At 69.1% G+C, this 13,674-nt stretch carries 10 protein-coding genes, 1 tRNA gene and 1 pseudogene; 5 read left to right on the forward strand and 7 right to left on the reverse strand.

Annotated features, from left to right (window positions below; genetic code table 11):
- Positions 1-4 precede the first annotated feature (4 nt).
- Both E4M01_RS00565 and E4M01_RS00575 read right to left on the reverse strand, forming a co-directional pair.
- Positions 5-1,210: an acetyl-CoA C-acetyltransferase gene (locus E4M01_RS00565; RefSeq protein WP_135066205.1), complete on the reverse strand. Its 1,206-nt coding sequence runs from the start codon at positions 1,208-1,210 to the stop codon at positions 5-7.
- A gap of 397 nt (positions 1,211-1,607) precedes the next feature.
- Positions 1,608-2,837: pseudogene (locus E4M01_RS00575) on the reverse strand (PQQ-dependent sugar dehydrogenase).
- Between the two features lie 168 nt (positions 2,838-3,005).
- On the opposite strand from E4M01_RS00575, the gene E4M01_RS00580 reads away from it, so the two are divergent.
- Positions 3,006-3,082 (forward strand) — tRNA-Met (locus E4M01_RS00580).
- Between the two features lie 176 nt (positions 3,083-3,258).
- Positions 3,259-3,561, forward strand: coding sequence for a hypothetical protein (locus E4M01_RS00585; RefSeq protein ID WP_135066211.1), 303 nt, complete (start codon positions 3,259-3,261; stop codon positions 3,559-3,561).
- Here the strand turns inward: E4M01_RS00585 and E4M01_RS00590 are convergent.
- A complete protein-coding gene (locus E4M01_RS00590; protein WP_135066214.1) occupies positions 3,558-4,142 on the reverse strand; it encodes a TlpA disulfide reductase family protein in 585 nt (194 codons plus the stop codon). The genes E4M01_RS00585 and E4M01_RS00590 overlap by 4 nt on opposite strands.
- A 61-nt stretch (positions 4,143-4,203) precedes the next feature.
- Here E4M01_RS00590 and argH point away from each other — a divergent pair, with 61 nt between their 5' ends.
- Genes argH through lysA form a run of 3 tightly spaced genes read left to right on the forward strand, consistent with a single transcriptional unit; the run spans position 4,204 to position 7,086 of the window.
- Positions 4,204-5,568, forward strand: coding sequence for an argininosuccinate lyase (argH, locus tag E4M01_RS00595; protein ID WP_135066299.1), 1,365 nt, complete (start codon positions 4,204-4,206; stop codon positions 5,566-5,568).
- The gene (locus E4M01_RS00600; protein WP_135066217.1) at positions 5,565-5,798 is read left to right on the forward strand and encodes a hypothetical protein; all 234 of its coding nucleotides are present in this window, start codon (positions 5,565-5,567) and stop codon (positions 5,796-5,798) included. The genes argH and E4M01_RS00600 overlap by 4 nt, the downstream gene beginning before the upstream one ends.
- Before the next feature lie 13 nt (positions 5,799-5,811).
- A complete protein-coding gene (gene lysA / locus E4M01_RS00605) occupies positions 5,812-7,086 on the forward strand; it encodes a diaminopimelate decarboxylase (protein ID WP_135066220.1) in 1,275 nt (424 codons plus the stop codon).
- Positions 7,087-7,153: 67 nt separating this feature from the next.
- On the opposite strand, the gene E4M01_RS00610 is transcribed toward lysA, so the two are convergent.
- The 4 genes from E4M01_RS00610 to E4M01_RS00625 all read right to left on the reverse strand — a co-directional run bounded on the left by E4M01_RS00610 (position 7,154) and on the right by E4M01_RS00625 (position 13,673).
- A complete protein-coding gene (locus tag E4M01_RS00610) occupies positions 7,154-10,027 on the reverse strand; it encodes a pitrilysin family protein (RefSeq protein WP_135066223.1) in 2,874 nt (957 codons plus the stop codon).
- 190 nt (positions 10,028-10,217) lie between these two features.
- The gene (gene lpdA / locus E4M01_RS00615) at positions 10,218-11,612 is read right to left on the reverse strand and encodes a dihydrolipoyl dehydrogenase (RefSeq protein WP_245158320.1); all 1,395 of its coding nucleotides are present in this window, start codon (positions 11,610-11,612) and stop codon (positions 10,218-10,220) included.
- Complete coding sequence (locus E4M01_RS00620) at positions 11,612-12,052, reverse strand: hypothetical protein (RefSeq protein WP_135066229.1); 441 nt, start codon at positions 12,050-12,052, stop codon at positions 11,612-11,614. The genes lpdA and E4M01_RS00620 overlap by 1 nt, the downstream gene beginning before the upstream one ends.
- A gap of 1 nt (position 12,053) precedes the next feature.
- Positions 12,054-13,673 (reverse strand): 2-oxo acid dehydrogenase subunit E2, encoded by a 1,620-nt coding sequence (locus E4M01_RS00625; protein WP_135066232.1) that lies wholly within the window; start codon positions 13,671-13,673, stop codon positions 12,054-12,056.
- Between the last annotated feature and the right edge of the window lies 1 nt (position 13,674).

Raw genomic sequence — 13,674 nt, forward strand, 5'->3', positions numbered from 1 at the left:
CGGATCAGACGCGTTCGATGACGGTGGCGGTGCCCATGCCGCCGCCGATGCACAGGGTGATCAGGGCGGTTTCCTTGTTCGAGCGCTCAAGCTCGTCCAGAACCACGCCGGTGATCATGGCGCCGGTGGCGCCCAGCGGGTGGCCCATGGCGATGGCGCCGCCGCAGACGTTGATCTGGTCATGCGGGATGTCCAGCGCCTGCATGAAGCGCAGCACGACGGCGGCGAAAGCCTCGTTTAGCTCCCACAGGTCGATGTCGGACTTGGCCATGCCCAGCCGGCCCAGCAGCTTGTTGGCCACGAACTCGGGGCCCGTCAGCATGATCGACGGCTCCGAGCCGATCGAGGCGGCGCCCCGGATCTTGGCGCGCGGCTTCAGGCCCAGGGCCTTTCCGGCCTCCAGCGTGCCGATGAGCACGCCGGCCGAACCGTCCACGATGCCCGAGCTGTTGCCCGGCGTGTGCACGTGGTTGACGCGCTCAACCTCGGGGTAGCGCTGCTGGATCACCGCGTCGAAGGCCATCTCGCCCATCATGGCGAAGGACGGGTTCAGCGCGCCCAGGGTCTGCATGTCGGTGTTGGGGCGGATGGTCTCGTCGCGGTCCAGCTGGACCAGGCCCAGCTGGTTCTTGACCGGAACGACCGATTTCGAGAACCGGCCCTCTTCCCAGGACCGGGCCGAACGCTTGTGACTCTCGACCGAATAGGCGTCCACGTCGTCGCGGCTGAAGCCCCATTTGGAGGCGATCATGTCGGCCGACACGCCCTGCGGCACGAAATAGGTCGGGAAGGCCGAGGACGGATCGACCGGCCAGGCGCCGCCATCGCTGCCCATCGGCACCCGGCTCATCGCCTCGACGCCGCCGCCGACGGCGAACTCGGCCTCGCCGGACTTCACCTTGGCTGCCGCCATGTTCACGGCTTCCAGGCCCGAGGCGCAGAAGCGGTTGATCTGGACGCCCGCCGTGGTCTGGGCCCAGCCGGCGTTCAGCACGGCGGTGCGGGCGATGTCGGCGCCCTGTTCGCCCACGGGCGAAACGCAGCCCAGGATGACGTCGTCGACTTTGGAGGTATCCAGATTGTTGCGCTCGCGCAGCGCCTCCAGCACCTGCGAGGCCAGGCTCAGCGCCGTGATCTCGTGCAGGCTGCCGTCCTTCTTGCCCTTGCCGCGGGGCGTGCGAACTGCGTCGAAGATATAGGCGTCGGCCATGGGCGTCTCACTGGCTGAGGCCCCCAGGTTCGATCCGTCAGCCGTCGCGCGTCAGGCAGGCCATGGGGGGCGAGTGCGGAATAGAAACTCGCCCGCCAAAAACCCTACGTTTACGTCAACGTCAAGTAAGAAGCGCGTCAGCGGGGGCGGTCTTCGATCCGCGAAGGCGCCTCGTTGATCCGGCAGGCGAAGTCCCGCGCTGCATAACCCGTGCTGGCCCCCGTCGGCGTGAGAGCGCCTCGGCGAGCTTGGCAATCCGCTTCGAGACGATCCAACTCGGCTTGATACCGGTTAGTCGCACCGGCTCCTGCGCAGGCGCTTAAGAGTAGGCCTGCCGCCAGGGACGTCGACAGCAACAACAAGCGATTCATCAGCAAAATTCCTTGATCCAGTCGCTTCAACGCGCGGCGAGGCGAACCAGTTTGCCGTCTCTCTCATCCGTGATCACCCAGACCGCCCCGTCGGATCCGACCTTCACGTCTCGAATGCGTTCGCCCAAATCGGTCAGCAGCCTCTCCTCACCCGTGACGCGGCCATCTTCGATCACCAGTCGCGAGACGTGCTTGTCCTTCAACTGCGCCACCAGCAGGTTCCCGTTCCAGCCAGGGAACATCTAGCCCTCGTAGAAGGCGGCGTTGCCGGGGGCCGGCGAGGGGTCCCAGTAATACACCGGCTGCTCCGTCCCCTCGCGCGCCGTAACGGCCTCGGGAATGGCCTGACCGCTGTACTCGACGCCGTAGGCGACTTCGGGCCAGCCGTAGTTCTTGCCGGCCTCGGTCAGATTGACCTCGTCGCCGCCGCGCGTGCCGTGCTCAACCGTATAGAGCGCGCCCGTGTTCGGCTGGATCGCCGCGCCCTGGACGTTGCGGTGGCCCAACGACCAGATCTCGGGCAAGGCGCCCTGCTGATTGACGAAGGGATTGTCAGCCGGAACCGAGCCGTCGGCGTTGATGCGGATCACCTTGCCCATGTGCGAGCCCAGGTCCTGCGCCTGGGGCCGCATCGGCCGGTCAGACCGCTCGCCCAGAGTGATGAACAGGTGGCCGTCGCGGCCGAACGCAAGGGCCGAGCCGAAATGCTTGTCGCCGTCATAGGTCGGCTGAGCGCGGAAGATGACCTGGGCGTTCTCAACCGAACGGCCGTCGTCGGCCAGGCGGCCGCGCGCCACCGCCGTGCCGTTGCCGCCGTCGCGCGGCTCGGCGTAGCTCCAGTAGATCAGCCGATCCTGGGCGAAGGTCGGTCCGACGATCACGTCCAGCAGGCCGCCCTGGCCCCGCGCATCGACGCGCGGCAGGCCGGTGATCGGCTCGCCGATGTTGCCCTCTGCGGTGATGATGCGCAGGCGGCCGGGACGCTCGGTGACCAGCCAGCGGCCGTCAGGCAGCAGGGCCAGACCCCAGGGATGCTCCAGCCCCTCGGCCACGACCGAATGGCTCATGGCCTGCTGCGTCGTGACGCCGGGCGCGCGGGTCTGTCCCTCGAAGGCCGGAGTCTGGCCGGTCCCTTGCGCCGCGCGCGTTTCAACGGGCTGACCGGGCTGGGCGGCCTGCTGGGTCTCGCCGTTGGCGCCGCAGGCGGCGGCCAGAACGAGCAGGGAGGCGGAAGCGGCGGCGATCATCGGGCGCATGGCGATCCTTCGTAGGCGGAAAATGGGAAGTCGATCCGACAACACATAAGGCCACGCTAGCGTTGCGCACGCGCGGCGTCACGTCGCGCCGCAAAGGCCCCTTGAATGCGACCGCCTGCGACGATATAGGCACGCCCTCCCGCGCGATCCCCTGATCGCGAGCGCCGGGGCTGGGTAGCTCAGATGGTTAGAGCGGTGGATTCATAACCCACAGGTCGGCGGTTCGATCCCGCCCCCAGCCACCATCGCCCATCCCCATCGAGGGACGGCGTATTCATTCCGCGATCGCTCGTCTTCGATGCGCTCAAGGGCCTGAACCTCGAGCACCCCGTTGCGCTTTCGCCTCGGCAGGCGATCTGAAACCTCGTCCCCTGCCAGGCGTTAAAGCCAAGGTTCAGTCCTGCTTCTCGGAGAGCGCTCCATGATCCGTTTCGCCCGTCCTGCCGCCGTCGCCTTGTCGGGTGTGGTGCTGTTCGCCGCTGCGGCCTGCACCGAAACCGAGCAGAACCAGGCCGAGGCTGAAGCTCGAGCGGCGGGAGATCAGGCCCAGGAGGCCGCCGCCAAGGCCGGCGAAGTGGTCGAGGCCGGCGCCATGAAGGCGGCTCGGGCGGTCGAGCGCGGCGCCGGCGACGTGGCCGCTCGTCTTGAGCGGAACCAGGCCGAGGCCGCCGCCGAGGGCCGCGAGGGCGCCATTGATCCGGCCACGGACCAGCGCGTCCGCTAGGCCAAGGCGGTTTCGTCCAGCAGAGCCTGGACGAGGCTCTTGGCTTCGTCGCCCGACCAGTCGGCCTCCCCGACCTTCAACGCCCTGGTTCGCCCCAGCCGGTCTATCAGCACTGTCTGGGGCATCTTCCCGCCTGCGCCGAAGGCGAAGGGCAGGCGGAAGTTCGGCTCGGCGTAATATGATAGAGGCGGGTTTTCGCCGATGAAGGCGCGGGCCTGGGTCGTCGCCGTGTCGCCGACATCGACGCTGACCGGCACGACCTGGACGTCGGCATTGTCTGCGAAGTGGCGGGCCAGTGCGGCCAGCGTCGGCATCTCCAGCCGGCACGGCGCGCACCAGGTGGCCCAGAGATTCAGCACCACCACCTTGCCCGCGAAATCGGCGATGCGGACCTCGCGACCGTCGGCGTCCAGGAAGGGGATGTCGGGCGCCGGCGCCGAATCCGGGATCTCAAGCCCGCCCAGGGCGCGACGGTTCAGGCCGCCTTGACGGTTGTCGCCGCCGCCGCACGCCGCTAGGGCAAGGGCCAGGCCGCCGCCGGCGGTCATCGCCAACGCCCGCCGCCTCGAGAGTTCCGTCATGAATTCGCGTCCTGATGCCGATGCGGCGACTAACGCCCCCGCGAACAGCGCGGGTCAAGACATGTGGGGCGGACGCTTTTCGTCGCGGCCGGCCGACATCATGCAGGCCATCAACGTCTCGATCGGCGTGGATCGGCGGCTGTGGGCCCAGGACCTGGCCGGCTCGCGCGCCCACTGCCGCATGCTGATCCAGCAGGGCATCGTCTCCGCCGCCGACGGCGAGGCCATCCTGAAGGGACTGGATCAGGTCCAGGCGGAGATCGAAGGCGGGACCTTCCCCTTCCGCGACCAGTTCGAAGACATCCACATGAACGTGGAGGCGCGCCTGTCGGAGCTGATCGGCGAGCCGTCGGGCCGCCTGCACACCGCGCGCAGCCGCAACGACCAAGTCGCCACCGACTTCCGCCTGTGGGTGCGCGACGCCTGCGACCGCACGGTCGCCCAGCTGCAGGCCCTGCAGTCGGTCCTGCTGGACCGGGCCGAACAGCACGCGGGCGACCTGATGCCCGGCTTCACCCATCTTCAGACCGCCCAGCCGGTGACGCTGGGCCATCACCTGATGGCCTATGTCGAGATGTTCGGCCGCGACGCGGGTCGCTTCGCCGATGCCCGCACGCGCATGAACGAAAGCCCTCTGGGCGCCGCGGCGCTGGCCGGCTCGCCGTTTCCGATCGATCGCCAGATGACGGCGGCCGAGTTGGGCTTCGACCGGCCGATGGGCAATTCGCTGGACGCCGTGTCGGATCGCGACTTCGCGCTGGAGAGCCTGGCCGCCGCCTCGATCTGCGCCGGCCACCTGTCGCGTTTCGCCGAAGAGATCGTGGTGTGGATGACGCCCATGTTCGGCTTCGCCAGCCTGCCCGACGACCTGACCACCGGCTCGTCCATCATGCCGCAGAAGCGCAACCCCGACGCCGCCGAACTGGTGCGCGCCAAGACGGGGCGGGTGCTGGGGGCGTTCGTCGCCCTGTCGACTGTCATGAAGGGCCTGCCGCTGGCCTATTCCAAGGACATGCAGGAGGACAAGCCGCCAGTGTTCGAGGCGTTCGATGCGCTGGACCTGGCGCTGAAAGCCATGACCGCCATGGTCCGTGCGCTGCGTCCCGACACGGGGCGCATGGCGGCGGCGGCCGGCGCGGGCTTCTCGACAGCCACAGACCTGGCCGACTGGCTGGTGCGCGAGCTGAACCTGCCGTTCCGTCGGGCGCACCACGTCACGGGCGCGGCGGTCAAGCGGGCCGAGGCTCTGGGCGTCGGCTTGGCCGATTTGTCGCTGGCGGAACTGCAATCGCTTGAACCGGGCGTGACCGAAGCGGTTTACAAGGTGCTGAGCCCCGAGGCTTCCTGCGCCAGCCGCCAGAGTTTCGGCGGCACGGCGCCGGACCAGGTCCGGGCCCGCATCGCATCCTGGAGAGAGCGCCTGTGAAAAAGTTCCTGATCCTCGCCGGCGCCGCCGCGCTTTTGTCCACTGCCGCCTGCGGCCGCATGGCCGATCTGGAGAGCCCGCGCGAGACCGAGCGCGCGCCGCGCGACGCCAACGCCCCAGCCCTTCCCGATCCCGCGACCGTCAACCGCCCGTCCAGCCAGCTGCCGATCGACGGCGGCCCGCCCAACCTGATCGGCGGCACCGCCGCCGGCCGCGAACAGCCGCGCTAGGGCGAAGCCGACCTTGCATCACTTCGACGTTCGGGACGGCGCCCTGCACGCCGAGGGCGTTTCGCTCGAGACGATCGCGGCCGAGGTCGGCACGCCGGTCTATGTCTATTCGGCCGCGACGCTGCGCCGTCACTACGGGCTGCTGCGCGACGCCTGCGACGCCTATCGAGGCGCGCTGGGCGACGCCCTGATCGCCTTTGCGGTCAAAGCCAACTCCAACCTGTCGGTGCTGGCGACCCTGGCGCGCCTGGGCTGCGGCGCCGACACGGTGTCGGAGGGCGAGATCCGCCGCGCCCTGGCCGCGGGCGTGCCGGCCGAACGCATCATCTTCTCGGGCGTGGGCAAGACCGATGCGGAGCTGGCCTTCGCTATCCAGGCCGGCGTGCGCCAGATCAATCTGGAGTCGGGCGCCGAGCTGGACCGCCTGATCGCCGTGGCCGCCTCGCTTAAGGCGCTGCCCGAGGTGGCCGTGCGGGTCAATCCCGACGTCGGCGCCGGCGGTCACGCCAAGATCACCACGGGCGGAAAGGGCGACAAGTTCGGCGTGCCGGTTCAGGAGGCGATGGACCTCTACGCCCGCGCCTCGGCCTCGCCGCACGTTCGGCCGGTGGGCCTGGCCTGTCACATCGGCAGCCAGATCACGACGCTGGAGCCGCTGCGCGCCGCCTTCCAGGTGCTGCGCGACATGACCGAGCGTCTGCGCGGCCAGGGTCTGGAGGTCACGCGCCTCGATCTGGGCGGCGGCCTGGGCGTGCCCTATTACGGCGACGCCGCCACGCCCGCGCCGGCCGATTATGTCGCCATGGTCGCCGGGGTGCTGGACGGCCTGGAGGTCGAGGCCGCCTTCGAGCCCGGCCGTCTGCTGGCCGCCAACGCCGGGGTCCTGGTCAGCCGCGTGATCCAGGTGACGGAGCGGACGGACGGCCGTCGCTTCCTGGTGCTGGACGCGGCCATGAACGATCTGATGCGGCCCGCTCTGTACGACGCCTTCCATGCGCTGGAGCCGGTGCGCGCCCGCGCGGGAGAGGCCGCGCCGCACGACATCGTCGGCCCGGTCTGCGAGACCGGCGACACCTTCGCGCGCGACCGCGACCTGCCGCCCTTCCAGGCCGGCGACCTGGCCGTCTTCATGAGCGCCGGCGCCTATGGGGCGGTCATGGCCAGCGAATACAACACGCGGCCGCTGGTCCCCGAGGTGCTGGTTGACGGCGAGCGCTGGGCCGTGGTGCGCCCGCGTCCCAGCTACGACGCCATCCTGGCGCGCGAGCCGTTGGCCGACTGGCTCTGACGCCAAAGAAGAGGCCGGCCGGAGCGAACTCCGACCGGCCCTTCCGTGCCCCCAAGGTCGCCCCTGGTTATTGAGCCGCAGGCGTCGCGGGCGCGGCCGCGGCCGGAGCGGCGGACCGCACCTCGACCGGCATGCCCAGCGCGTCCAGCTGCGGCTTGACCGTCGCGGCGTCTCCGACGACCACCCACACGAAGCGCGAGGGGTCGATGTTGGCGCGCGCGGCGGCGTCCATCTCGGCCGCCGTCAGGGCGTTGATGCGGCCCGCCAGCGTTTCCTGATAGTCGTCCGGCCGGCCATACAGCGCGTTCGAGCGCAGGGCGCCCAGGATCTGCGCCGAGGTCTCGTAGCTGCCCGCCAGGCCGCGGGTGTCGCCCAGCACGGTGCGCTCGCGTTCGGCCGGGGTGACGCCCTCGGCGGTCAGGAAGCGGTTGTACTGATCGACCAGCGCCTGGATCGCCTCGCCAGTCCGGTTGGCCTGGACGGGCGCATTGATGATGTAGGGCATGCGGTGTTCGAACTGGCTGATCGAGCCGCGCACGCCGTAGGACCAGCCCTTGGTCTCGCGCAGGTCGGCGTTGATCCGCGACAGGAAGTCCGTGCCCAGCACCACGTTGGCGGTGTTGAGCGTCAGATTGTCGTCGGTGCCCGACACCGGCAGGACGAAGCCGCCCTGAATCAGCGACTGTGGCGACTGCGGCCGGTCGATCAGGACGATGCGGTTGGTCGTGGCCGGAATATCGGCCGCGAAGCTCTTGGTCCCCTTGGGCGTCGACGGCGCGCGCCAGTCGCCGAAGGCGGCTTCCAGCTTGGGCGTCAGCTCCGACAGCGGCAGGTCCGAAACCACGAACATCTGCATGTTGTCCGGGCGGATCCACGAGGCGTGTTCATTGACGAGGTCGTTGCGCGTCAGGGCGCGGATGACCGGCTCGTCGCCCGAGCCGTTGAACGGACGGCCGTAGGGGTTGGCTTCGCCGTACAGCAGGCCCGGCAGGGCGCGGCCGGCCAGGCCGGCGGGCTGGGTCCGCTCATTGGCGAGCGCGGTCAGACGCTGAGCACGCAGACGCTCGACCTCGGCCGGCGCGAAGGCGGGATTGCGCACCACCTCCGACAGCAGGGCCAGCGACGGCTCCAGGTTGGTGGTCACAGCCGACAGGGTGGCGGTCGTGCGGTCCATGGACGAGCCGACGTTGATCGAGGCGCCCAGACGCTCCTTGGCCTCGGCGAGGGCGTTGGAGTCGCGCGTGGTGGTGCCTTCCTCCATCACGTTCAGCATCAGGGTGTGCGCGCCGAGACGGTCGGCGCGGTCGGCCGTGACGCCGGCGTTGAAGTCCAGCGACACGCGGGTCACCGGCACGGTGGTCGACTGGGCGTAGACGACCTGCACGCCGTTCGACAGGGTGGCGCGCTCGACGGCCGGGAAGTCGATGTTGGCGACCTCGCCGATCTGGGGCGCCGGGTCGCGCTGAACGCGCTGGATCTCGGCGGCGGGCGCCGGCGTGGCGCCCGACGGCGTGGCGGCGGCCTCGACATAGGCCTCGCGCTCGCCGGCGCGGACGATCTGGCTGTAGACCGGCCGGCTCAGCCACTTCTGCATGGCGGCCTGGACCTGGGCCGGCGTCACCGCCGCATAGGCCTGCAGCTCCTTCTTGTAGAAGTCGGGATCGCCGGCATACAGCTGGCCTTCGGCCAGGACTGAGGCCTTGCCGTTGGCCATTTCCAGGCTCTGGATCCGGCGCGAGGCGTACTGGGTCACGACCCGGTCGATCTCGTCCTGGGTCGGGCCGTTGGCGATCAGATCGGCCAGGACGGCGTCCATGCGCTGAGCCACCGCGGCCTCGTCCTCGCCCGGCTTGACCATGGCGGAATAGCTGAACATCCCGACGCGCTGGAAGGCCGAGTTGCCGGCCGACACGCTCGAGGCGGTCTGGTCGCCGCGCACCAGGGCGTTGTCCAGACGCGAGCTGGCCAGACCGCCCAGGATGGAGGCGCCGACGCTCAGCGGCACCGCATCCGCGTCCAGCATGCCCGGCACAGCCCAGGTGCGGCTGATGCGGGTCTGGGCCACGCGATCGTGCAGAACCTGCTCGACCGGGGCCGCCAGGGTCGGGACGTCGGCCTGGGCGGGGTCATTGACCGGGCCGCGCGGGATGTGGCCGAAATACTGATTCATCAGGCGACGGGCGGTCGCCTCGTCGATGTCGCCCGACAGGACCACCACGGCGTTGTTCGGGCCGTAGTTGTCACGGAACCAGTCGCGCACCGTCTCCAGGCTGGCGGCGTCCAGGTCAGCCATCGAACCGATGGTCGAGTGGCGATAGGGGTGTCCCTCGGGGAACAGAGCTTCCAGCGTGGCGTAGTAGGTCAGGCCGTAGGGCTGGTTGTCGCCCTGGCGCTTTTCGTTCTGGACGACGCCGCGTTGCAGATCGAGCACCTCCTGGCCGACCTGGCCCAGCAGGTGGCCCATGCGGTCGCTTTCCATGAACAGGGTGTATTCCAGCGCCGGGGTCGGCACGGTCTGGAAGTAGTTGGTGCGGTCGAACCAGGTCGTGCCGTTCAGGCCCGTGGCGCCGGCGGCGCTCATGGTCTGGATGTGGCTGGTGGGCGAGTTCTCGGAACCGCCGAACATCAGGTGTTCGAACAGGTGGGCGAAGCCGGTCGAGCCCTTGGGCTCGTCCTTGGAGCCGACGTTGTACCAGACCGACACGGCCACGACCGGCGCCTTGCGATCCTCGTGGACCAGCACGGTCAGGCCGTTGTCCAGCTGGAAGCGCGACCACGGAATATCGACGCGGGCGACCAGCTCGGACACGGGCGCGCCGCGCAGTTCGGCGGCCTGGGCGGCCGTCAGGGCCGGCGGGGCCTCCCCGGCGGCACGGGCCAGGACGGGGGTGGTCGGCGCCAGAAGGGCGGCTGCGGCGACAAGCGGAAAGACACGGCGCATGGACGAAGGATCCTCGTGAGCGATGATGCGGGCGAACCTTAACGACCGATCCGCCCACGGCAACGCGCGACAGCGATTCATGAACAAAGGTTCATGTGAGGGCCGCGAGCCCCGCGCCGCGCGCGCAGCGAACTTCAGATGCCGGCCGCGTCGGGTCGGGCGGTCCCGAAGGGCCGACGACCGCGGCCCATCAAAGATGAATCGCGTGGCCCAGCGCCCGCAGGCTGGCTTCGTGGAAGGCTTCGCCCAGCGTCGGGTGGACGTGGATGGTTCCGGCCACATCCTCCAGCACCGCGCCCATCTCCAGCATCTGGGCGAAGCTGTTCGACAGCTCCGAGACGTGCTGGCCGACGGCCTGGACGCCCAGCAGACGGTGATCGCTCTTCGACGCGATGACGCGCACGAAGCCGCCGTCCTCGCCCGCCTCGATGGCCAGGGCGCGGCCGATCGCCATCAGCGGGAAGACCGCCTGGATCACGTCGTCGCGGCCCTCGACCTCCTGCGGGCCCAGGCCGGCGAAGACGATCTCGGGCTCGGTGAAGCAGACGGCGGCGATGGTGACGGGATGAAAGCGCTTGTCGTGACCGGCGATGATTTCGGCGACGACCTCGCCCTGGGCCGAGCCCTTGTGGGCCAGCATGGGTTCGCCGGTCAGGTCGCCGACGGCCCAGACATTCTTCATGCTGGTGGCGCAGCGGTCGTCGATCTTCACGAACGGGCCAGCCATGGCCACGCCCATGTTCTCGAGGCCGAAGCCTTGGGTGCGCGGCTTGCGGCCGACCGTGACCAGCACCTTGTCGGCGTCCAGCTTGATCGCCTGACCGTCCTGGGTCGTGACGCTGAGCTTGCCCTTCTCGAACCCGCCCGCCTTGGCGCCCAGCATCAGTTTGACGCCGTGCTTCTCCATCCACTTGGCCACGGGATCAGTTAGAGCCTTGTCGTAGAGCGGCAGGATGCGCTCGGCCATTTCGACCACCGTGACCTCGGCGCCGAGTTTGCGATAGGCGATGCCCAGCTCCAGCCCGATGTAGCCGCCGCCGACCACCACCAGCTTGCCCGGCACCGCGTCCAGCGACAGGGCCTCGGTCGACGAGATCACATCGCCGCCGAACTTCAGGAACGGCAGCTCGACCGGCTCGGATCCCGTGGCCAGGATGACGTGCTCGGCGGTGATGGTGATGTCGCCGTCGTCGGTCTTCACCGTGCAGGTCTTGGCGTCCGAGAAGGTGGCCCAGCCCTTGACGACCTTGACCTTGGCTTTCTTCAGCAGGGCCGCGACGCCGCCGTTCAGCTTGCGGACGATGCCGTCCTTCCACGCCACCGTCTGGCTCATGTCGATGGCCGGTGCGGACGCCGTGATGCCCAGCGTGCCGCCATCGGCCGCCTTGGCCACGGTCTCGAACTTGTTGGCCGCGTGGATGATCGCCTTGGAGGGGATGCAGCCGACGTTCAGGCAGGTCCCGCCCAAGCCGTCGCCGCCATCCACCAGCACGGTGTCCAGTCCGAGCTGGCCGCAACGGATGCCCGCGACATAGCCGCCGGTGCCGGCGCCGATGATGAGGACTTTGGTTTTGAGGGTTTGCATCAACGTTCAGCTTCTCGAAGAGCAGTCCGCGCCTGCCGGTGAACAGAGGGGATTCGTATGTCTTGCAGGGGGTAGCTTGAGATCGCGCGAGCGACGCCGTTCTCGTCATTTCGCGCAAAGACGACGATGATTTCCTCTCGCCTTGGACGCGTAATGCAGTGAAGCGTCTGGTCCTCTACCGACGGCAAGAGGCCTTCGCCCCTGGCCACGGCCACGGGGGTCACCGTGCGGACGGAGTTGAACGGGTCGTCGGCGGATGGCCGACTGGGAGACGCGCGAGCGATGAAGATGGTGTCGGCTTCAGCTGCCAGGTTGCGCTGGGAAATCCTGTAGATTTTCTCGCGTTCAGACGGCGTCCACGTGGCGATTGAACATGCCATGGCGGGCGAAGCGCCCAAGATCAAAATGGCCGAAACCGCTGCCGACAGCACATATCTCATGTCACCCCATCCACAACGTCGCCGGATGCTCCAGCAGGCCCTTGATGCGCTGGACGAACACCGCCGCGTCATGCCCATCGACGATACGGTGATCGAAGCTGGAGGACAGGTTCATCATCTTGCGCACGACCATCTGGCCGTCCCGGACCACGACCCGTTCCTGGATCTTGTTGGGGCCGATGATGGCGACCTCGGGGTGGTTGATGATGGGGGTGTGGGTGATGCCGCCCAGCGTGCCCAGCGAGGTGATGGTGATGGTCGAGCCCGACAGCTCCTCGCGCTTGGCCGAGCCGTCCTTGGCGGCGCCCGAGACCCGGGCGATCTCCAGGGCGGTGTCGTAGGGGTCGCGCGCCTCGGCGTGGCGAACCACCGGCACCATCAGCCCGTTCGGCGTCTGGGCGGCGATGCCCAGATGGACCGGGGCGTGCTGGGTCAGGACGCCGGCCTCGTCGTCGTAGGTGGCGTTGATCTGCGGCTGGTCGCGCAGAGCGACCACGATGGCGCGGGCGATGAAGGGCAGGACGTTCAGCTTGGGCTGGTCCTTGGCCTTGGTCGCGTTCAGGTGAGCGCGGAGCTCCTCCAGCGCCGTGACGTCGATCTCCTCGACATAGGTGATGTGCGGGATGCGGCGCACGCTCTCGGCCATCTTCTCCGCGATCTTGCGGCGCAGGCCGATGATGCGGACCTCGGTCGTCCCGTCCGCCTTGGCGTAGGTCGAGGCCGACGATCCGCCGGTCGAGACGCCGCGGCCTCCGCCCGAGACATAGGCGTCCAGGTCGCCGTGTTCGATGCGGCCGGCGGGGCCGGAGCCGGGCACGAACTGCAGCTCGACGCCCAGGTCGCGCGCGCGCTGGCGCACGGAGGGCGAGGCGAGCGGGCGCTGGGCCGGATCACGGGTGGTGAAGGCTTCGGCCTGCGGCTTCGCGGCGGCCTTCGGTGTGGAAGCGGGCGCAGCCTTGGGAGCGGGCGCCGGGGCCTCGACCTTGGGCGTCGGGGAAGCCGCTGGAGCCGCCGTCACATTGCCCTTGCCTTGAACCTGGAAGCTGACCAGCGGGCCGCCGACGGGCAGTTGTTGACCGGCTTCGCCGTGCAGGGCGACGACCGTGCCAGCCACCGGCGAGGTGATCTCCACCGTCGCCTTGTCGGTCATGATCTCGGCCAGGATCTGGTCTTCCTCGACCGCGTCGCCGACCTTGACGCGCCAGCCGACCAGTTCGGCCTCGGCGGTGCCTTCGCCCACGTCGGGCAGTTTGAAGACGTGGTTGGCGCCCGCCGCGGGCTGGGCCGGCGACGGTGCGGTTTTCGGCGCCTCGACCGGAGCGGGGGCGGCCTCGACCTTGGGCGCGGGCGCGGGTTCGTCGGCCGACGCATTGCCGGCGCCCTCAACCTCGAACTCCACCAGCGGACCGCGCACGGGCAGCATCTCGCCAGGCTCGCCGTGCAGGGTGGTGACCTTGCCGGACACCGGGGCGGTGATCTCGACGGTGGCCTTGTCGGTCATGACGTCGGCGACGATCTGGTCTTCCTCGACCACATCTCCGACCTTGACGTGCCAGCCGACCAGTTCGGCCTCGGCGGTGCCTTCGCCCACGTCGGGCAGCTTGAAGACGAAACGACCCATC

This window comes from Brevundimonas sp. MF30-B (assembly GCF_004683885.1).
In the GTDB taxonomy this organism is placed as follows: domain Bacteria; phylum Pseudomonadota; class Alphaproteobacteria; order Caulobacterales; family Caulobacteraceae; genus Brevundimonas.